Here is an 18,048-nt window from a genome sequence, read left to right as displayed (position 1 = left end):
CCCCCCCCCCCCCCCCCCCCCCCCCCCCCCCCCCCCCCCCCCCCCCCCCCCCCCCCCCCCCCCCCCCCCCCCCCCCCCCCCCCCCCCCCCCCCGGCCCGTCGTCCGTGAGCGGGCTCAGTCCCCCACCCGGCGCGTCACGTTCAGCAGGTACTCCTTCCGGTTCAGCGGGTTGAGGTCGGTACGCGGCCGTTCGGGCACCGTGCCGCGCGCGACCGGCGCGTAGTGGTCGAAGGCCGTCTCCAGCTCGCCCTCGCCCCGGGTCAGCCCCGGCAGCCGCTGCTCCAGCTCGTGCACCCGGGCGGCCGGCACCCTTCCCTCCAGGACGCAGGCCGGCCCGTGCGTGCCGGTGGCCTCGGGTACGGCACCCAGCCGGGCGAGCACCGGCAGCAGCGCGCCGAGCGTGTCCGCCGGCGCCTCCAGCCGGAAGCGGTGCATCGGCTCGTGCACCACGCTGCCGGCCCGGCGCAGCGCCTCGATCAGGACCAGCGGGGTCACGCCCCGGAAGTCGTATCCGGTGCTCGACATGCTCTTGTCGAAGCCCTGGTGGGCGTGGCTCTGCCGGGGCGAGTAGCCGGAATGGGTCATGGTGACCGTGCAGTCGGTGACCCGCCAGCCGTGCAGCCCCTGGCCGAGGGTCTCGCGGACGGTGTCCTCGACGGCCTTGAAGAAGGCGTACGGCATGGAGCCCAGCTCCACCTCCAGCCGGAACGCCACGCCCGAGCCGGGCGGGGCCGGGTCGACGCGCAGGCCGACGGTGGCGAGGAAGGGGTTGGGTTCCTTCTTGTTGAACTCCACGGCGTGCCCGGTGCCGACCGGCCGTTCGATGCACAGGGTCGTCGTCTCGCGGAAGGTGACGTCCAGGCCGTACTCGTCGGCGAGGGTCGCCTGGATGACCTCTTTCTGCACCTCGCCGTAGAGGGAGACCGACGTCTCCTTGCGCAGCTCGTCGTGGCGGACGCCGATCAGCGGGTCCTGTTCGGCGAGCTGGGTGAGCGCGAGGTGCAGTGAGCGCCGGTCGGTACCGGGTCCGGGGACGACGACGGTCTCCAGGGTGGGCGGCGCGAAGTGGTGCTCGTACGCCGCTCGGGGCTCGCCGAGCGCATCGCCGACACGGATGCCGCCGAGACCCCACACCTTCACGATCCGCCCGGCGCCGGCGCTCTCCCGCCGCTCGTCCACACCCCGCTCGAAGACACTGAGCGCGGTGACCCGCCCCTCCTCACGGCCCTCGACTTCCGGGCCCGTCCTCCGACCGCCCGCGTCCCGGCCCTCCCTACGACCGTCCGCTTCCCGGCTCACCTCACGGCCGTCGGTCTGCCGGACCATCTGGCGACCGCCCACCTCTCGGCCCCTCTTGCGGCCCTCCCTACGACCCTCGGCTTCCCGGCTCACCTCACGGCCGTCGGCCTCCCGGCCCAACTGGCGACCGCCCACCTCTCGGCCCTCCCTGCGGCCGTCGGACTCCCGGCCCTCCTTCCCGCCGTCGGTGGGCCGGCCTGTCCTGTGGTCGGCGGGCCGGTCTGACTTGTGGTCGGTGGGCCGGCTCGTCTCGGGTGCGTTCGCGGTCCGGTCCGGGTCTCGGGCGTCGCCGAAGGGGACGCGGTCGCGGACGCGCAGGGTGCCGGAGAAGATGCGCGCGTAGGCCACCTTCTCCCCGGCCGGGCCGCGCTCGACCTTGAAGACCGTGGCCGACAGCGGGCCGTCCGGGTCGCCGTCGGCGGCGGGCAGCAGCCGCTCGATGCCCTCGATCAGCTCGGGCACTCCGGCGCCCGTGATGGCGGAGCCGAAGTACACCGGATGGACCAGTCCCCGCCGGGTCTGGGCCGCGAGCGCGGCACGCAGTCGGCCGTCGGGGACACCGCCGTCCAGGTACGCGGCGAGCAGGTCGTCGTCGTGGTCGGCCAGGACGTCCAGTGCGGCCGTTCCGAGGCCGGGGACGAAACGGGCGGCACGGGTGCCGAGCGCGGCGGGCCGCCCCACGGGGACGAGCGGTACGGTCAGCCGCCGCGCCATCCGGCGCAGCACGGCGTCGTGCTGGGCGCCTCGCCGGTCGATCTTGTTCACGAAGACCAGGGTGGGAATGCCCAGCCGGCGCAGGGTCCGCATCAGCACCCGGGTCTGCGCCTGGACGCCTTCCACGGCCGAGACGACCAGGACGGCGCCGTCGAGGACGCCGAGCACCCGCTCGACCTCGGCGATGAAGTCCGGGTGACCGGGGGTGTCGATGAGGTTGACGGAGACGCCGTCGAGCGGGAACGACACGACCGCGGACTTGATGGTGATGCCGCGCTGCCGCTCCAGGGCGAGCGTGTCCGTGGTCGTACTGCCGGCGTCGACGCTTCCGATCTCGTCGATCACTCCGGCCGTGTGCAGCAGCCGTTCGGTCAGGCTGGTCTTACCGGCGTCGACATGCGCGAGAATTCCGAGATTGAGCAGATGCACTGAGCGTGATGTCCTTCGGCATGGGGTGGGTTCCTTCCTGGGTGGACATGCACGCAGCGCGCATCTGGAGGGCCTCTCTGTGTGACGTCGGGTCCCGAGCAGTGGAGCAGGGACACTCCCCCGGCGGCAATGGATTAACGCTCAACTAGTCGCCGCACCGCAGCGCTCGCCGCCCCCAGGGCGGGGCCATAGAGTGACGGCACCACGCCGGCCGGGAAGAAAGGAGCGCGGCGTGCGTGAGATCCTCCCGGCGCTGGAACGCTGGTACGCGACCCGCAGCCCGTTCGGGCTCGCCATCGTCGTCGCGGTCAGCCGCAGCGCCCCGCGCGGACCCGGCGCCGCCATGGCCGTGGGGCCGGACGACGAGGTCGTCGGGAGCGTGTCCGGGGGCTGTGTGGAAGGCGCGGTGTTCGAACTCGCGCGGGAGGTGGTGGCGAGCGGAGAGGCGCGGCTGGAGACCTTCGGGTACAGCGACGAGGACGCGTTCGCGGTCGGTCTCACCTGCGGCGGCGAGATCACCGTACTGCTGCGGCCGGTCACGTCCGCCTCGGACCCGGCGTTCGGCGCGGTCGCCGCGTCGGTCGCCGCGGGTGAGCCGGTGACCCTGGCGACGGTGGTCGGCGGACCCGCCGCGCGCGGTGCCTCCCTCGCGGTCTGGCCGGACACCGTGGCGGGGACACTGGGCGCGGCCGGGCTCGATGTCGCCGTCACCGCCGACGCGCGCGGCGAACTCGCCCTCGGCGCCACCGTCCTGAGGCACTACGGGCCGCGCGGGGAGCGCCGCGAGGACGATGTCACGGTGTTCCTGCAGTCCTTCGCGCCGCCGCCGCGCATGCTGGTCTTCGGCGCGATCGACTACGCGGCCGCGGTGGCCCGTATCGGCGACTTCCTCGGCTACCGGGTGACCGTGTGCGACGCCCGCCCGGTCTTCGCCACGCCCAAGCGCTTCCCGGCGGCCGTGGAGGTCGTCGCCGACTGGCCGCACCGCTATCTCCAGGGCACCGACACCGACGACCGTACGGTGATCTGCGTCCTCACCCACGACCCGAAGTTCGACGTACCGCTGCTGCGGGAGGCGCTGCGCCGGCCGGCCGCCTACATCGGGGCGATGGGCAGCCGCCGCACCCACGACGAGCGGCGCGCGAGGCTGGCCGAGGCCGGTCTCATCGAGGCCGAGCTGTCCCGGTTGCGCTCACCGCTCGGGCTCGACCTCGGGGCCCGTACGCCCGAGGAGGTCGCCGTCTCCGTCGCCGCCGAGATCGTCGCCCTGCGCTGGGGCGGCAGCGGGGCGCCGCTCACCGCGACCAGCGGGGCCATCCACCCGGCCGCGGCCCCCTGAGCGATCCGACGGTGACCGGTGTCCGGCCCGCCGCACGCCGAGGTCGGCTGCGAGGGGGCGCGGGCAACCACGTGACCGGCCACCGGCACCCGCCGCCGAGCAGCGGGCCCGCGGGCAGGGCGAGGCCTCCGATGCCGGCCCGGACGCCGATCGCGCGGGCCCGTTCGCCAGGTCGGGGAAGGCGCGGGCGATGATCGCCAAGGTGCCGGGCAGCAGCAGGACGGCGCCGATCCCCTGTGCCACGCGGGCGGCCACCGGCACGGACACCCCGGAGGCGAGGCCGCAGCCGGGCGACCCGGCACCGAACTCCACGAGCCCGGCCGGCACGACCCGCTGGTGGCCGTACCGGTCCCCGGCGGTGCCGCTGGTGAGCATCGGGGAGGCCGGTGCCGGCGCGTACCCGGCGACCACTCACCGCGGTCCGCCGACGTCCGCACCGCGCGCCGTGGCAGAGCTGTCGGTGGGTGAGCCGTGCGTCACGGGTACCGCGCGGCGCCGGCCTTCCCCTTCCGCGCGTTACCCGCCGTGCTCCGGAGCGGGCTGCTCGGGGTCGCCGGCCACGCGCGCGTGCAGGTGCTGGTCGTGCCAGCCGTCCGCGTGCAGCAGGGCCCCGCGCTGGGTGCCCTCGAAGGTGAATCCGGCCTTCCCGGCCACCCGGCAGGACGCCGGGTTCGCCGTCGAGTGGCACAGGCGCAGGCGGTGCAGGCCCAGGTCGTCCAGGGCCCACCGGGCGAGCCGCCGGGTCGCCTCGACCGCGACCCCGCCGCCGCGGGCCGCCGGCAGCAGCCAGTAGACGAGTTCGGCGGCGCCGCCCGCCAGGTCGACGTCGTTGAGCCCGATGAGCCCGACGGCCGGGTCGCCCGGCCGGGCGACGGCCCACACGGCGCCGGTCTCGGCCCGCCACCGCTCGTGCATGCGGGCGATCCGGGCGCCTGCCTCCGCGCGGTCGGTCACGGTGAACAGGTTCCAGCGGCGGATCGCGGGATCCTGTCCGGCGGCGAGCAGCGAGTCCGCGTCCTCCGGCCGCCAGGGCCGCAGTTCCCGGCCGCCCGGCAGATCGAGGACCGGCTGCGCGCGGTCGGCCATGCGGCCGGCGGGTACGACGTCGGGTATGCCGGCGCTGGAGATCATTCCGGCATCCTCGCACGAGCGGCGGACACGCGACCGCGCGCCGGGCAGGGGTGCGCCGGCGCTGCGGCAGGCGGTGTGCGGCGAACGGCGAGCAGCGGGCTACCGCGACGGCGGGCGGTGTGCGGCAAGCGACGAGCTACCGCGACGGCAAGAGGTATGCGACGAGCGGCGAGCTGTCGCGGCGGTGTGCGGCGCGCTATCGCGGCGGCAGGCGGTGCAGGGTCACGTCGGTGAGCGCTCCGTCGGCGGCCGTCGCCGTGAGGTAGGTGCAGTGGGGCTGGCGGCGGCGGTCCGTCGGGGAGCCGGGGTTGAGCAGCCGCGGGCCGCCGGGGGCGGTGGTGTCCCACGGGATGTGGCTGTGGCCGAAGACGAGGACGTCGAGGTCCGGGAAGCGGGCGGCGCAGCGGGCCTCGCGGCCCTGGGCGGGGCCGGTCTCGTGCACGACCCCGAAGCGCAGGCCGCCCAGTTCGGCGTCCGCGACCTCGGGCAGCCGGGCGCGCAGCGCGGGGCCGTCATTGTTGCCGAAGACGCCGATCAGCCGGCGGCTACGGCTCTCCAGCAGGTCGAGGGTGGCGGTGTCCACCCAGTCCCCGGCGTGGATCACGACGTCCGCGTGCGGGAGTTCGGCGAGCAGCGGCTCCGGGAGCCGCTTCGCGCGCTTCGGGAGGTGCGTGTCGGACATGAGGAGGAGGCGCACGTGGTCAGCCTAGGCGTGCTCAGGAGGTCAGGCGGCGGATGCCGCGCACCGCGCCCAGCGCGGCGGCGCCCGCGCCGAGGGCCGTGACGGCGGGGTGCCGGACCAGGGTCGCCTGCCAGGAGCGGGAGTGCGCGCTGTCGTCGAAGGCGCCGTGCGCGCCCTGGTCGTCGGCGGGCTCGCGGTCGACCGGTTCGAAGAGGTTGTCCAGGCCCGCGGCCGGAAGGCTGTCGCTCTGCTGGGAGGCGAAGCCGGTGCGGGCCAGATAGCGGTCGAGCAGGGCCGGGGCGAGACGGTTCGCCCAGAGGGTGGCGACGGTGGTGGCGCCGACGTAGTACTGCTTGCGGCGTGGGTGGTCGGCCGCGTACAGCACCCCTAGCGCCGCGACCTCGGGCTGGTAGATCGGCGGGACCGGCATGGGGTGCTGGGACAGCCGGGAGCGGACCCACTGGAACTGGGGTGTGTTGACGGCGGGCATCTGGGCGACGGTGACGTGCACGTTGCTGCCGCGGTGCAGCAGTTCCGTGCGCAGGGAGGACGTGAAGCCGTTGATGGCGTGCTTGGCGCCGCAGTACGCCGACTGCAGCGGGATCGACCGTTCCCCGAGCGCCGAGCCGACCTGCACGATCGTGCCCCGGTCGCGCGGCACCATGCGCTTCAGCGCCGAGCGGGTGCCGTTGACGAAGCCGAGATAGGTCACCTCGGTGACCCGCTGGAACTCCTCGGCGGTGATCTCCTCGAACGGTGCGAACACCGTGGAGAACGCGCAGTTGATCCATACGTCGATCGGGCCGAACGCCTTCTCCGCGGCCTCGGCGGCGGCTTCCAGTTGCGCGGGGTCGGCCGTCGGCCACCTGTACCAGCGGTCGTCCGCCGAGCGCCGCGACCTCGTCGGCCGCCGCCTGAAGGCCGCCCTCGCCGCGCGCGACCAGGACGACGTCGGCGCCGCGCCGGGCGTACCGGCGGGCGGTGGCGCGGCCGATGCCGGCGCTGGCTCCGGTGATGACGACGGTGGAGGGCATCGGTTCCTCTCTTCTTCCGGCTTCCGACACGGTGACCTGCGGTGCGGCTCACTCCACCCGGTAGGGGCCGGCCCGCTCCCCGGCGAGGCTCAGGCCCAGTCCGGGTGCCCCGTCGGCGCCCGGGACCACGCTGCCGCCGCCGGGGTCGAGGGTGCCGTCGAAGAGGAGCCGTTCGATGCGGACGTGGTCGTGGAACCACTCGAGATGGCGGACGTTGGGCACGGCTGCGGCCACGTGGGCGTGGGCGTGCGGCGCGCAGTGCCCGGAGATGTCGATCCCGCGCGCCTGGGCGAGCGCGGCGGCGCGCAGCCAGACGGTGATGCCTGCGCAGCGGGTGACGTCCGCCTGCAGGCAGTCGACGGCTTTGGCGGCCAGCAGGTGCTCGAAGTAGGGCAGGATGTAGCCGTATTCGCCGGCCGTGACGTCCATCGCGAGCCGGCCGCGGAGGTCCGCGAGCGTGGTGAGGTGGTCGGAGGGGACGGGCTCCTCGAACCAGGTCACGCCCTCGTCGGCGAGTGCGTCCGCGATGCGCACGGCCTGGCCCCCGGTGTAGGCGCCGTTGGCGTCGACGTACAGCTCGGCCGCGTCGCCGATGCCGGCCCGCGCGCGGGCGACCCGTTCCAGGTCGCGGGCCTCCCGGGTGCCCCATGACTCCCCGATCTTGATCTTGACGCGGGGGATGCCCTGTTCCTCGGTCCAGCCGCGCAGTTGGCGGTCCTGGCGCTCGGCGTCGTAGGTGGTGAAGCCGCCGCTGCCGTAGACGGGCACGTCGTCGCGCGCGGCACCCAGCAGGCGGACGAGGGGAAGGCCGAGCAGGCGGGCCTTCAGGTCCCACAGGGCGATGTCGACGGCGGCGATCGCCTGGGCGGCCACTCCCGGCAGTCCGGCGTTGCGCACGGCCCGGCACATCCGCTCGTTGGCGCGCGGCACGTCGAACGCCGTCAGGCCGGTCACGGTGCCGACGAGCAGTTCGCGGACGAGGTGGGCGGTGGCGGCCGGCGCGTAGGTGTAGCCGAGCCCGGTGGTGGTCCCGGAGCGGGCGGTGACCAGGACCAGGGTGGTCTCGTCCCAGGTGAAGGTGCCGTCCGCCTCGGGGGCGTCGGTGGGGAGCGTGTAGACGGCGGTGTCCACGGCGTCGACGGCCGGCTGGTCGCTCACGGCCGCTTCCTCGACTGTCGCAGCCCGTACGCGGCACCCAGGGCGAGGGCGCCCACGGAGGCGGTGGTCGCCCAGCGGGCCGTACGGGACGGCTCGGGCGGGCGGTCGGCCAGGCGTTCGGGGTGGTCGCTGGGCAGGTTGCCGTCGAGGGCGAGCGCCAGGACCTCGGCGAGGTGCAGGGCGCGCCGGCCGGTGCCGCCCTGTTCGATCTGGGTGCGGCAGCTGAAGCCGTCGGCGAGGACCAGGCTGTCGGGGGCGGCTCCTCGTACGGCGGGCAGGACGCCCTGTTCGGCGACGGCCAGGGAGACCTCGTGGTGGCCGCGTTCGAAGCCGAAGTTGCCGGCCAGGCCGCAGCAGCCCTCGTCGAGCACCTCGGCGTCGAGGTGGGCGCGGCGCATCAGTTCGCGGTCGGCGTCGAACTTCATGACGGCGTGCTGGTGGCAGTGGGTCTGCACGGTCGCCTGCCGGGCGAGCTGGGGTGGGCGCCAGTCGCCGGGCGCGTGGTGGACGAGTTGTTCGGCGAAGGTGCGGACCTGTCCGGCGAGCCGCTGCACGTCCTGGTCGCCGGACAGCAGTTCGGGGGCGTCGGCGCGGAAGACGGCGGTACAGGAGGGTTCGAGGCCGATGATCGGGGTGCCCGCCTCCAGGTGAGGGCGGAGTACGTCGAGGGTGCGGCGCAGCACCTTCTTGGCGACGGGCAGTTGCCCGGTGGAGATCCAGGTCAGGCCGCAGCACACCGGTTCGGTGGGGACGGCGACCCGGAATCCGGCATCCTCCAGGACACGTACGGCCGACTTCGCGATGGAGGGGTGGAAGTAGCTGCTGAAGGTGTCGGGCCACAGCAGCAGCGTGCGCGGGTCGGCCGGGTCGGGGTCCTCGGTGCCGCGTGCCCGCCACCACTGGAGGAAGGACTGCTCGGCGAAGACGGGTGCCGAGCGGGCCTCGTCGAGGCCGGCCAGCCGTTTGCCCGCGCGGGCCAGGCCCGGCGCGTGGAGCGCGGAGTTGACCAGCAGGGGGGCGAGGCGGGACAGCCGCGCCCACAGCGGCAGCCAGCCCATCGAGTAGTGGGCAGCGGGGCGGAGCCGGCCTTCGTAGTGGTGGGAGAGGAACTCGGCCTTGAGGGTGGCCATGTCGACTCCGGTCGGGCAGTCGGACTTGCAGCCCTTGCAGGCCAGGCACAGGTCGAGCGCGTCGTGGACGGCGGTGGAGCGCCAGCCGTCCACGACGGCGGAGTCGGCGTGCCCGTCGAGCATCTCGAACAGCAGCCGGGCGCGGCCGCGGGTGGAGTGCTCCTCCTCCATGGTGGCCCGGTAGGAGGGGCACATCACGCCGCCGGAGTGGCCGCGGCAGTTGCCGATGCCGACGCAGCGCATCACCGCGCGGTCGAAGGAGTGCTCGTCCTCGGGGAAGCCGAAGTGGGTCGCGGGGGTGGCCGGCCGCCAGGCGGGGCCGAGCCGCAGCTGTCCGTCGACGGGCTGGGGGTGGACGATCTTTCCGGGGTTCATCCGGTTGCCGGGGTCGAAGAGGGCCTTCAGCTCGCCGAAGGCGGTCACGAGCCGTTCGCCGAACATGCGGGTGAGCAGTTCGCCCCGGGCCTGGCCGTCGCCGTGCTCGCCGGAGAGGGAGCCGCCGTAGGAGGCGACGAGGTCGGCGGCGCGTTCCAGGAAGCGGCGGAAGTCGGCGACGCCCTCGGCGCTCCTCAGCCCGAACGGGATGCGGGTGTGGACGCAGCCCTGCCCGAAGTGCCCGTACAGGGAGGGGTGGTCGTAGTCGAACTCCTCGAACAGCTCCTTCAGGTCGCGCAGATAGTCGCCGAGCCGCTCGGGCGGTACGGCGGAGTCCTCCCAGCCCTCCCAGGTCTCGCGGTCGTCCGGCGGGCGCGCGGTGACGCCGAGTCCGGCCTCGCGGGCCCTGAGCATCTTCTGCTCGCGCTCGGGGTCGTCGGAGAAGGCGACGTCACCGTCCTTCTCGCCGCGGCCGATGGCGTGCAGCAGTGCGTGGGCCTGTTCGTCGACGTCCTCCTGGCTGTCGCCGCTGTACTGCACCATCAGCCAGCTGTCGCCCTCGGGCAGGACGCGGAGGGAGTCGAGGTAGGCGCCCTCCTCGCGCATCAGCTGCGCCATGCGCCCGTCCAGGGCCTCCAGTTGGCTGGGGTTGCAGTGCTCGAGCAGGCGGGGTACGTCGTCGGCGGCGGCGCAGATGTCGTCGTAACCGAGGACCAGCAGCGACTGGTACGCCGGGACCGGGACGAGGCCGAGTTCGGCGCGCAGCACGGTGACCAGGGTGCCCTCGCTGCCGACGAGGGCCTTGGCGACGTCGAAGCCGTTCTCGGGCAGCAGGGAGTCGAGGTTGTAGCCGGAGACGCGGCGCGGGATCTTGGGGTAGCCGCGGCGGATGTCGGCCAGGTACTCACCGGCGATGCGGTCGAGGCCGGTGTAGATCTCGGCGAGCCGGCCGCCGCCGGCGATGATCCGGGCCCGTTCGTCCGGCGGGGTCGGGCCGACCCAGGCGCGCTGCCCGTCATAGGTGAGGATCTCCAGGCGCCGCACGTTGTCGACGGTCTTGCCGAAGGCCTGGGCGGAGGCGCCGCAGGAGTTGTTGCCGATCATGCCGCCGACGGCGCAGTGGCTGTGGGTGGAGGGTTTCGGGCCGAACTGCAGCCGGTGGCGGGCGAGTCGCCGGTCGAGTTCGTCGAGGACGATGCCGGGTTCGACCACGCAGGTGCGCTGTTCGGGATCGACGGAGAGGACTTCGGTGCAGTACTTGCTCCAGTCGATCACGACGGCCGTGTTGGTGGACTGGCCGGCCAGGCTGGTGCCGCCGCCCCGGGACAGGACGGGGGCGGCGAAGCGTGCGCACACCGACAGGGCGCGGGCGCCCGCCTCCACGGTGCGGGGGACGACGACGCCGAGGGGGACCTGCCGGTAGTTCGATCCGTCCGTGGCGTAGGCGCCCCGGCTGCCCGCGTCGAAGCGGACTTCGCCGTCCACCTCGGCGCGGAGGGCCGCCTCCAGGCCGGACATGTCCGGAGAGGTCATCTGCGCTCCTTCGCTTCACCGGCGTACGGGGCCGCCGGCCCGTCGGGTGGTCCGAGGGCCGGCGAGTACCCGGCAATTCTTCAGTCAAAGCTGAACAGTTTCTCCTGGACAGTTTGGCCTGACGGTTCTACGCTGGCGGAATGGTTCACATCTCCGACTCGGCCGTCCGGGCCGCGCGCGATCTGCGCGTGGTGTTCAGCCGGCTGCGGCGCCGTATCCGTGAGATCGCGCAGGACGCCGATCTCACCCCCTCCCAGGAATCTGCGCTCACCCTGGTCGGCAAGCACGGCGCGGCCACGGCCAGCGCCCTGGCCGCCGCCGAGGGCGTACGGCCGCAGTCCATGGCCACCACGCTGGCCGCGCTGGACCAGCACGGGCTGATCCGCCGCGCCCCCGACCCCGCCGACGGCCGCCGCCAGCTGGTCACCCTGACCGACGCCGGCCGGGCCCGCATCGAGGGCAACAAGCAGGTGCGCGAGGAATGGCTGGCCCGCGCCTTCCAGGACCGGTTCACGGACGAGGAGCGGGAGACCGTCCTCAGGGCACTGGAGCTGATGGAACGGCTGTCCCAGCCGTGATACCGCGGCTCACCGCACGCGCCGGGACCGCCGGTCCCTCCCCCGCCGGCTTCGACCGCCGCCTCATCCCGCCGATGCTCGTCGGTACGGTCCTGAACCCGGTCAACTCCTCGATGATCGCCGTGGCCCTGGTGCCGATCGGCGTCGCCTTCGGGGCACCGCCCGCCGAGACGGTCTGGCTGGTCTCGGCGCTCTACCTGGCCACCGCCGTCGGCCAGCCGGTCGTCGGCCGCCTCGTGGACATGTACGGCCCGCGCAGCCTCTACCTCGGCGGTACCGCCCTGGTCGGCGCCGCCGGCCTGCTGGGCGCCCTCGCGCCCTCGCTCGGCACGCTGATCGCGGCGCGGGCCCTGCTGGGCCTCGGCACCTCGGCGGCGTACCCGGCGGCGATGCGGCTGACCCGGAGCGAGGCCGAACGCACCGGGCAGGACAGCCCGGCGGGCGTGCTGGCCGCGCTCGCCGTCGCCGGACAGACCGTCGCCGTCGTCGGGCCCGCGCTCGGCGGCCTGCTCATCGGTGCGGGCGGCTGGCGGACCGTCTTCGCCGTCAACGTGCCGCTCTCGGCGGCCTGCCTGGTGCTCGGCGCCCTGCGGCTGCCTCACACCGCGACCCGTCGGCGCGGCGTGGACGCACCCGGCATGGCGCTGTTCGCGGCGGTGCTGGTCGCGCTCATGCTGTTCCTGATGGGTCCGCGGTCCGACCGCTGGTACCTGCCGGTGCTGTCCGCCGCCGCTGCCGCCGCCTTCGCGGCGCGCGAGCTACGCGTACCGGACCCGTTCATCGACCTGCGCGTCCTCGGCGGGAACGGCCCGCTCCTCGCCACCTACCTGCGCCAGCTGCTCGGCTACACCACCGCCTACGCCTTCATGTACGGCTACACGCAGTGGCTGGAGCAGGGGCGCGGACTCAGCGCCTCCACCGCCGGGCTCGCGCTGCTGCCGCTGTCGGTGGCCGCGCTCACCGTCTCCACGCTCACCGGGCGCCGCGAGGCGGTCCGCACCAAGCTGATCGCGGGCTCCGTGCTGCAACTCGCGGGCTGCGCCCTGCTGCTCCTGGTGCGTGCCGACAGCCCGCTGTGGCTGCTGCTCGCGGTCGGCGCCCTGCTCGGCGTCCCGCAGGGACTGATCGGTCTGGCGACACAGAACGCCCTGTACCGGCAGGCCGACCCGGAGCGGATCGCCTCCGCGGCGGGACTGCTGCGGACCTTCACCTACCTCGGCGCGCTGGGCGCGTCCGTCGCCACGGCGGCGTTCTTCCCGCACCGCGCCGACACGGCCGGGCTGCACGGCCTGGCCCTGTTCATGCTCGCCGGCTCCGCACTGCTGCTGGCGGCGACCCTGCCCGACCGTTCCCTCGGCCGGCTCACTCCTCGTATCCCCCCAACCCCCCGAAAGGCCTGACCGACCCATGTCGCTCACCACCCTCGACCCCCGCACCGCCCTCGTCGCGATCGACCTGCAGAACGGCATCGTGGCCATGCCCACCGAGCCGTACCCGGGCGCGCACGTCGTCTCCCGCACGGCCGAACTCGCCGACGCCTTCCGCTCCCACGGCCTGCCCGTGGTCCTCGTCCGGGTCTCCTTCGCGTCCGACGGGGCGGACGCCGTCCCCGGCCGCACCGAACGCCAGCCGCGCGGACTCGCCTTCCCCGAGGGCTGGGACGTCATCGTCGACGAACTGTCCGGTCACCCCGGCGACATCCGTGTCACCAAGCACAACTGGAGCGCCTTCCACGGCACCGACCTGGACGTCCAGCTGCGCCGCCGGGGCATCACCCAGATCGTGCTGACCGGCGTCGCCACCAGCATCGGCGTGGAGTCCACCGCCCGCGACGCCTACGCCCACGGCTACCACGTCACCCTCGCCACGGACGCCATGGCCGACAGCGACCCCGCTGCGCACACGGGCAGCGTCGAGCGGATCTTCCCGCGGCTCGGGGAGAGCGGCACGACCGCCGAGATCCTGGAACTGCTGGCCAAGACCCGCGCCTGACGTCGCCGCCGGGTTCACCGCGGCTTCGTGACCGGACCGGCATGGGGTGCCCGGCCCCCCGCTGGGCGTGCTCCGGTCAGTCCTCGCCCCGCACTATGGTGTCCTCGGCCGGGGCGTGCCGCCGCTCGGTGGACGCGCGTTCCAGGACGGCGGGGAGGCAGGTGCGCACTCCCGGGCCCGGCCTGCGATGGGCCTTCGCCCATCCGGTCTCGGCATAGGGCAGGGCGGGCTTCTCACTGCCGTGCGCGGTCACGTCGTTCATCTTCCTTCTGTGCTGTCGATGCCCGCCCGGGTCCCCGCGCCGGGGACCCGGTAAACCCCGGGCGGGCGGCAGCGGTCAGGTCCGGCCGCCGCCACCGCCGCCGAAGGACCCGCTGGAGCCGGGCGACCAGCGCATACGGCGCTGGTCGTCGGCGCGCTTGGTACCGACGTTGCCGAGCTGGTACGGGGTGAGCCGTTCGCTGCCGTCGGCGGCCCGGGGCACCTCGTCGGGCTCGCGCATCTCACGGACCTCGCGCACCGGCCCGGACGACGGCAGCCTGGGCTGCTCCTCGGGCCCGGGGGGACCGGGTTCACGTCGGCGCACCTTGAATCCCAGGCGGAAGGCCCATATCAGCCCGGCCGCGCAGGCGACGCCCACGAGGAGGATGACGATGTACCCGAAGACCTGTACTCCGGCGGCTGCTTCGTACATGGCAGTGTCCATGAGCGCCGGGTACCCGGGGGTCTGCCGGCGATGCCCGGCGCGCACACCGTCACCCGATCGGTTCAGCCGGCGACACAGCCCGGCGTCGGCGCGCAGGGCGTGGCGTGGGCGGGGCTGCGGCTGCCCGGAGTAGCGTCATCCGAGATGACCGAATCGCCGCAGATGCCCGAGATCACGGAGATCGTCGCCCGCTATGCGTCGCCGGCTCCGCGACCGGGCCGGACCCTGATGCGCTGGGTCTCCACGACCGACCACAAGGTGATCGGCCGTCTCTACATGGTCACGGCGTTCTGCTTCTTCCTGCTGGCCGGGCTGCTGGCGCTCGGTATGCGCGCGGAACTGGCCCGCCCCGGCCTGCAGTTCCTGAGCGATCAGGGGTACAACCAGTTCTTCACGATCCACGGCACGATCATGATGCTGCTGTTCGCCACGCCCATGTTCGCCGGGTTCGCCAACGCCGTCATGCCGCTGCAGATCGGCGCGCCCGACCTGGCCTTCCCGCGGCTGAACGCGCTGTCGTACTGGATGTACCTGTTCGGCGGCCTGATGGTGGTGGCCGGGTTCCTGGTGCCGGGCGGGGCGGCGGCGTTCGGCTGGTTCGCCTACGCGCCGCTCAACAGCGCCTACTTCTCCCCCGGCGCGGGCGGTGACCTGTGGGTCATGGGGCTGGCGGTGTCGGGCGTGTCCACGACGCTGACCGCGGTGAACTTCATCGCCACGGTCATGTGCCTGCGCGCGCCCGGCATGACCATGTTCCGGATGCCGATGTTCACGTGGAACGTGCTGTTCACCTCGATCCTGATCCTGCCCGCGTTCCCGGTGCTCGCAGCGGCCCTGCTGGCGCTGGAGGCCGACCGGAAGTTCGGGGCGCACGTCTTCGACGCGGCGGACGGGGGCGCGCTGCTGTGGCAGCACCTGTTCTGGTTCTTCGGGCATCCGGAGGTGTACATCGTGGCCCTGCCGTTCTTCGGGATCGTCTCGGAGATCATCCCGGTCTTCTCCCGCAAACCTCTGTTCGGCTATCTGCCGATGATCGGGGCGACGATCTCGATCACCATGCTGTCGGCGGTGGTGTGGGCGCATCACATGTTCGCCACCGGAGCGGTGTTGCTGCCGTTCTTCTCGATCATGTCGTTCCTGATCGCGGTGCCCACGGGCATCAAGTTCTTCGCCTGGATCGGGACGATGATCCACGGGTCGCTCTCGTTCGAGACACCGATGCTGTGGTCGATGGGGTTCCTGGTGTCGTTCCTGCTCGGCGGGCTGAGCGGGGTGCTGATCGCCTCTCCGCCGCTCGACTTCCATCTGACCGACTCCTACTTCATCGTGGCGCACCTGCACTACGTCCTGTTCGGCACGGTGGTGTTCGCGATGTTCGCCGGCTTCTACTTCTGGTGGCCGAAGTTCACCGGGAAGATGCTGGACGAACGGCTCGGCAAGCTGCACTTCTGGCTGCTGTTCCCGGCCTTCCAGCTGACGTTCCTGGTGCAGCACTGGCTCGGCGAACAGGGGATGCCCCGCCGCTACGCGGACTATCTGCCCGGGGACGGCTTCACGCTCCTCAACACGCTGTCGTCGGCGGGCGCGTTCCTGCTGGGCGTGTCCACCCTGCCGTTCCTGTACAACGTCTGGCGCACCGCCGCCAGGGGCGAGAAGGTCTTGCTGGACGACCCCTGGGGGTGGGGGCGCGGTCTGGAGTGGGCGACCTCCTGCCCGCCGCCGCGGCACAACTTCGCCGCGCTGCCCCGTATCCGGTCGGAGTCACCCGCCTTCGACCTGCACCATCCGGAGGTCGAGGCGCCGGCCGGGCAGGAGACGGCGCGATGAAGGCGGAGGCGATGCTGTTCGGCGGCGTGGCGCTGTTCTTCGGGGGCTCGGCCGCCCTGTACGGGGTGTGGTCGCAGGACGCGACGGGCACGACCGCGCTGGTCGTCGCGTTCGGGATGGCGGCGCTGGTCTCCTTCTTCTGTCTCATCCAGTACCGGCGCCGGGGCTCACGCCCGCAGGACCGCACCGACGCCGAGGTTGCGGAGGGGGCCGGGCCGGTGGCGTTCTTCCCGGACGAGAGCCTGTGGCCGATCGTCACCGCGCTCGGCTTCGCGGTGACGGCCACCGGCGTCGTCTACGGACTGTGGCTGTTCCTCATCGGTCTCGGCGTTCTGGCGCGGGGGGTGTTCGGGATGGTGTTCCAGTACGCGCGCCGGTGAGCGGTCTGCGGGGAGCGCCGGGCCGGAAGTCCTCGACGGGCTCGTGGTCGCTCTCGTAGCCGCCGGCGACGTTCTGCCGGATGTCGCCGGTGGGCACGCCCTCGGCGAGGCGTTCCCGCTCGGCCGCCGTCAGGGCCCGGCACAGCCACCGGGTGACGAGGAACGCGAGAACGGGCGCCACCACGAGAGCGATGCGCAGCACCCAGGTCAGGGTGTTGACGGAGACGCGGAAGGTGAGGGCGATGATGTCGTTGGCGCCCGCCAGCAGCAGCACGCCGTAGAAGACGGTGCCCGCCACCCCGAGGCCGGTGCGCACGGGACGCTCGCGCGGCCGGTCGCACAGGTGCTGCTCCTGGTACCGCTCCCCCGTCAGCCGCTGCTCCACGAAGGGATAGGCATAGAGCACGGCGAACAGCAGGCCCGGCAGGACGACGGCCGGCAGCAGCACGTTCCACATGACCGTGTGCCCGGCGACGTTCGTCTCCCACGGCGGTACGAGCCGCAGCGCGCCCTCCAGGAACCCCACGTACCAGTCGGGCTGGGAGCCGGTGGAGACCAGGTCCGGACGGTAGGGGCCGTACAACCAGACGGGGTTGATCTGGGCGACGCCGGAGACCAGCACCAGAACGCCGAAGACGGTCAGGGACAGACCGGTGGAGGTGGCGGTGAACTGCGGGAAGAGCGGTTTGCCCCGGACGTTGCGCCGGGTGCGGCCGGGGCCTCGCCACTGGGTGTGCTTGAGGCGGAAGACCAGGACCAGATGCACCGTCACCAGGGCGATGAGGGCGCCGGGGAGCAGCAGGATGTGCACCGGGTAGAGACGGGTGATGATGTCGTGGCCCGGGACCTCGCCGCCGAAGGCGAAGAAGGCCACGTACGTGCCCACCACCGGGATCGACATCATGATGCCCTGCGCGATGCGCAGCCCGGTGCCGGAGAGCAGGTCGTCGGGGAGCGAGTAGCCGGCGAAGCCCTCGGCGAGCGCGAGCACGAACAGGGTCAGCCCGATGACCCAGTTCAGCTCCCGGGGCCGGCGGAAGGCGCCGGTGAAGAAGATCCGCAGCATGTGCAGGCCGATCGCGGCGACGAAGACGAGCGCGGCCCAGTGGTGGGTCTGCCTTATCAGCAGGCCGCCGCGCACGTCGAAGCTGATGCGCAGGGTGGAGTCGAACGCGGCCGACATGAGCACGCCCTGCAGCGGTACGTAGGAGCCCGTGTAGACGACCTCGCGCATCTCCGGCTGGAAGAAGAACGTCAGCCACACGCCCGTCAGGATCAGCACGAGCAGGCTGTAGAGCGCGAGTTCCCCCAGGAAGAAGGACCAGTGCTCCGGGAACGCCTTGCGCAGCAGCGCCCCGCCCTCCAGGACGGGCAGCCGCGCGTCGGCCGCGTCCACGAGCCGCTCGGCCCGCCGGCCGGCTCGGCTCATGCGTCCTCCGTCGCCGCCTGCTCGACCTCGGCCTCCACCTCGGCCCGGGGCCGGCCCGTCTCCTTGGCGTACTCGCTCACCGCGGTCTGCACGTCCCGGGCCAGGTCCCGCCAGGCGCGCAGGGCGGTCTCGTAGGTGCCCGACTGGGCACCCGTCATCCGTCGCTCGGCCGGCGGGCCGTAGGTGTCCCGCAGGTCCTGGACGGTGGCGTGGGCCGCGTCGGCCGCGCGCTGCTTCTGCACCAGTTCTTCGAAGGTGTGTGCCACATCATCCGACCCTAGGCACGGGTCGCCGAGCGCGCCTCCCCAGGC

The 18,048-nt window shown here is 73.2% G+C and carries 15 protein-coding genes and 1 pseudogene; 6 read left to right on the top strand and 10 right to left on the bottom strand.

Going from position 1 to position 18,048, the window contains the following annotated elements; genetic code table 11:
* Positions 1-115: 115 nt before the first annotated feature.
* A complete protein-coding gene (locus tag ACZ5CW_RS10225; RefSeq protein ID WP_468599840.1) occupies positions 116-2,443 on the bottom strand; it encodes a GTP-binding protein in 2,328 nt (775 codons plus the stop codon).
* Positions 2,444-2,675: 232 nt separating this feature from the next.
* Between ACZ5CW_RS10225 and ACZ5CW_RS10220 the strand changes: the two genes are divergently transcribed.
* The gene (locus tag ACZ5CW_RS10220; protein ID WP_468599839.1) at positions 2,676-3,782 is read left to right on the top strand and encodes an XdhC family protein; all 1,107 of its coding nucleotides are present in this window, start codon (positions 2,676-2,678) and stop codon (positions 3,780-3,782) included.
* 516 nt (positions 3,783-4,298) lie between these two features.
* Here ACZ5CW_RS10220 and ACZ5CW_RS10215 read toward each other — a convergent pair.
* The 5 genes and pseudogenes from ACZ5CW_RS10215 to ACZ5CW_RS10195 all read right to left on the bottom strand — a co-directional run bounded on the left by ACZ5CW_RS10215 (position 4,299) and on the right by ACZ5CW_RS10195 (position 10,825).
* Entirely contained in the window at positions 4,299-4,913 is a 615-nt protein-coding gene (locus ACZ5CW_RS10215; RefSeq protein WP_468599838.1) for a GNAT family N-acetyltransferase, read from the bottom strand.
* A gap of 196 nt (positions 4,914-5,109) precedes the next feature.
* Complete coding sequence (locus tag ACZ5CW_RS10210; RefSeq protein ID WP_468599837.1) at positions 5,110-5,610, bottom strand: metallophosphoesterase family protein; 501 nt, start codon at positions 5,608-5,610, stop codon at positions 5,110-5,112.
* A gap of 19 nt (positions 5,611-5,629) precedes the next feature.
* A pseudogene (locus ACZ5CW_RS10205) lies at positions 5,630-6,629 on the bottom strand (SDR family oxidoreductase).
* A 48-nt stretch (positions 6,630-6,677) separates the two neighbouring features.
* Entirely contained in the window at positions 6,678-7,787 is a 1,110-nt protein-coding gene (locus ACZ5CW_RS10200; RefSeq protein ID WP_468599836.1) for an enolase C-terminal domain-like protein, read from the bottom strand.
* A complete protein-coding gene (locus ACZ5CW_RS10195) occupies positions 7,784-10,825 on the bottom strand; it encodes an FAD-binding and (Fe-S)-binding domain-containing protein (RefSeq protein ID WP_468599835.1) in 3,042 nt (1,013 codons plus the stop codon). The genes ACZ5CW_RS10200 and ACZ5CW_RS10195 overlap by 4 nt, the downstream gene beginning before the upstream one ends.
* Before the next feature lie 140 nt (positions 10,826-10,965).
* Between ACZ5CW_RS10195 and ACZ5CW_RS10190 the strand changes: the two genes are divergently transcribed.
* Genes ACZ5CW_RS10190 through ACZ5CW_RS10180 form a run of 3 tightly spaced genes read left to right on the top strand, consistent with a single transcriptional unit; the run spans position 10,966 to position 13,395 of the window.
* Positions 10,966-11,403, top strand: coding sequence for a MarR family winged helix-turn-helix transcriptional regulator (locus ACZ5CW_RS10190; protein ID WP_468599834.1), 438 nt, complete (start codon positions 10,966-10,968; stop codon positions 11,401-11,403).
* Positions 11,400-12,803, top strand: coding sequence for an MFS transporter (locus ACZ5CW_RS10185; protein WP_468599833.1), 1,404 nt, complete (start codon positions 11,400-11,402; stop codon positions 12,801-12,803). Before ACZ5CW_RS10190 ends, ACZ5CW_RS10185 begins: the two co-directional genes overlap by 4 nt.
* Positions 12,804-12,810: 7 nt before the next feature.
* Entirely contained in the window at positions 12,811-13,395 is a 585-nt protein-coding gene (locus ACZ5CW_RS10180) for an isochorismatase family protein (RefSeq protein WP_468599832.1), read from the top strand.
* A 76-nt stretch (positions 13,396-13,471) separates the two neighbouring features.
* Here the strand turns inward: ACZ5CW_RS10180 and ACZ5CW_RS10175 are convergent, their stop codons facing one another.
* Together ACZ5CW_RS10175 and ACZ5CW_RS10170 are read right to left on the bottom strand one after the other, a co-directional pair.
* Positions 13,472-13,657 (bottom strand): hypothetical protein, encoded by a 186-nt coding sequence (locus tag ACZ5CW_RS10175; protein WP_468599831.1) that lies wholly within the window; start codon positions 13,655-13,657, stop codon positions 13,472-13,474.
* 75 nt (positions 13,658-13,732) lie between these two features.
* Positions 13,733-14,101 (bottom strand): DUF6479 family protein, encoded by a 369-nt coding sequence (locus ACZ5CW_RS10170; RefSeq protein WP_468599830.1) that lies wholly within the window; start codon positions 14,099-14,101, stop codon positions 13,733-13,735.
* Between the two features lie 144 nt (positions 14,102-14,245).
* Here ACZ5CW_RS10170 and ctaD point away from each other — a divergent pair, with 144 nt between their 5' ends.
* Positions 14,246-15,928, top strand: coding sequence for an aa3-type cytochrome oxidase subunit I (ctaD, locus tag ACZ5CW_RS10165; protein WP_468599829.1), 1,683 nt, complete (start codon positions 14,246-14,248; stop codon positions 15,926-15,928).
* Positions 15,925-16,308 carry an aa3-type cytochrome oxidase subunit IV gene (ctaF, locus tag ACZ5CW_RS10160; protein WP_468599828.1) on the top strand — a complete coding sequence of 128 codons (384 nt, stop codon included), beginning with the start codon at positions 15,925-15,927 and terminating at the stop codon, positions 16,306-16,308. The genes ctaD and ctaF overlap by 4 nt, the downstream gene beginning before the upstream one ends.
* Here the strand turns inward: ctaF and qcrB are convergent.
* Positions 16,244-17,737, bottom strand: a complete 1,494-nt coding sequence (qcrB, locus tag ACZ5CW_RS10155) for a cytochrome bc1 complex cytochrome b subunit (protein WP_468599827.1) — start codon at positions 17,735-17,737, stop codon at positions 16,244-16,246. The genes ctaF and qcrB overlap by 65 nt on opposite strands.
* Positions 17,734-18,003 carry a hypothetical protein gene (locus ACZ5CW_RS10150; RefSeq protein WP_468599826.1) on the bottom strand — a complete coding sequence of 90 codons (270 nt, stop codon included), beginning with the start codon at positions 18,001-18,003 and terminating at the stop codon, positions 17,734-17,736. The genes qcrB and ACZ5CW_RS10150 overlap by 4 nt, the downstream gene beginning before the upstream one ends.
* Positions 18,004-18,048 lie beyond the last annotated feature (45 nt).

The organism is Streptomyces sp. NPDC031379 (assembly GCF_055569615.1).
The sequence above is the reverse complement of the archived record's forward strand: the minus strand, read 5'-3'. Positions and strand labels throughout refer to the sequence as shown.

Coding starts and splice junctions, on each gene's coding strand:
- ACZ5CW_RS10215 (WP_468599838.1), bottom strand. CDS start 4,913: ATGATCTCCAGCGCCGGCATACCCGACGTCGTACCCGCCGGCCGCATG.
- ACZ5CW_RS10195 (WP_468599835.1), bottom strand. CDS start 10,825: ATGACCTCTCCGGACATGTCCGGCCTGGAGGCGGCCCTCCGCGCCGAG.
- ACZ5CW_RS10190 (WP_468599834.1), top strand. CDS start 10,966: ATGGTTCACATCTCCGACTCGGCCGTCCGGGCCGCGCGCGATCTGCGC.
- ACZ5CW_RS10180 (WP_468599832.1), top strand. CDS start 12,811: ATGTCGCTCACCACCCTCGACCCCCGCACCGCCCTCGTCGCGATCGAC.
- ACZ5CW_RS10175 (WP_468599831.1), bottom strand. CDS start 13,657: ATGAACGACGTGACCGCGCACGGCAGTGAGAAGCCCGCCCTGCCCTAT.
- ACZ5CW_RS10170 (WP_468599830.1), bottom strand. CDS start 14,101: ATGGACACTGCCATGTACGAAGCAGCCGCCGGAGTACAGGTCTTCGGG.
- ctaD (WP_468599829.1), top strand. CDS start 14,246: ATGACCGAATCGCCGCAGATGCCCGAGATCACGGAGATCGTCGCCCGC.
- ctaF (WP_468599828.1), top strand. CDS start 15,925: ATGAAGGCGGAGGCGATGCTGTTCGGCGGCGTGGCGCTGTTCTTCGGG.
- qcrB (WP_468599827.1), bottom strand. CDS start 17,737: ATGAGCCGAGCCGGCCGGCGGGCCGAGCGGCTCGTGGACGCGGCCGAC.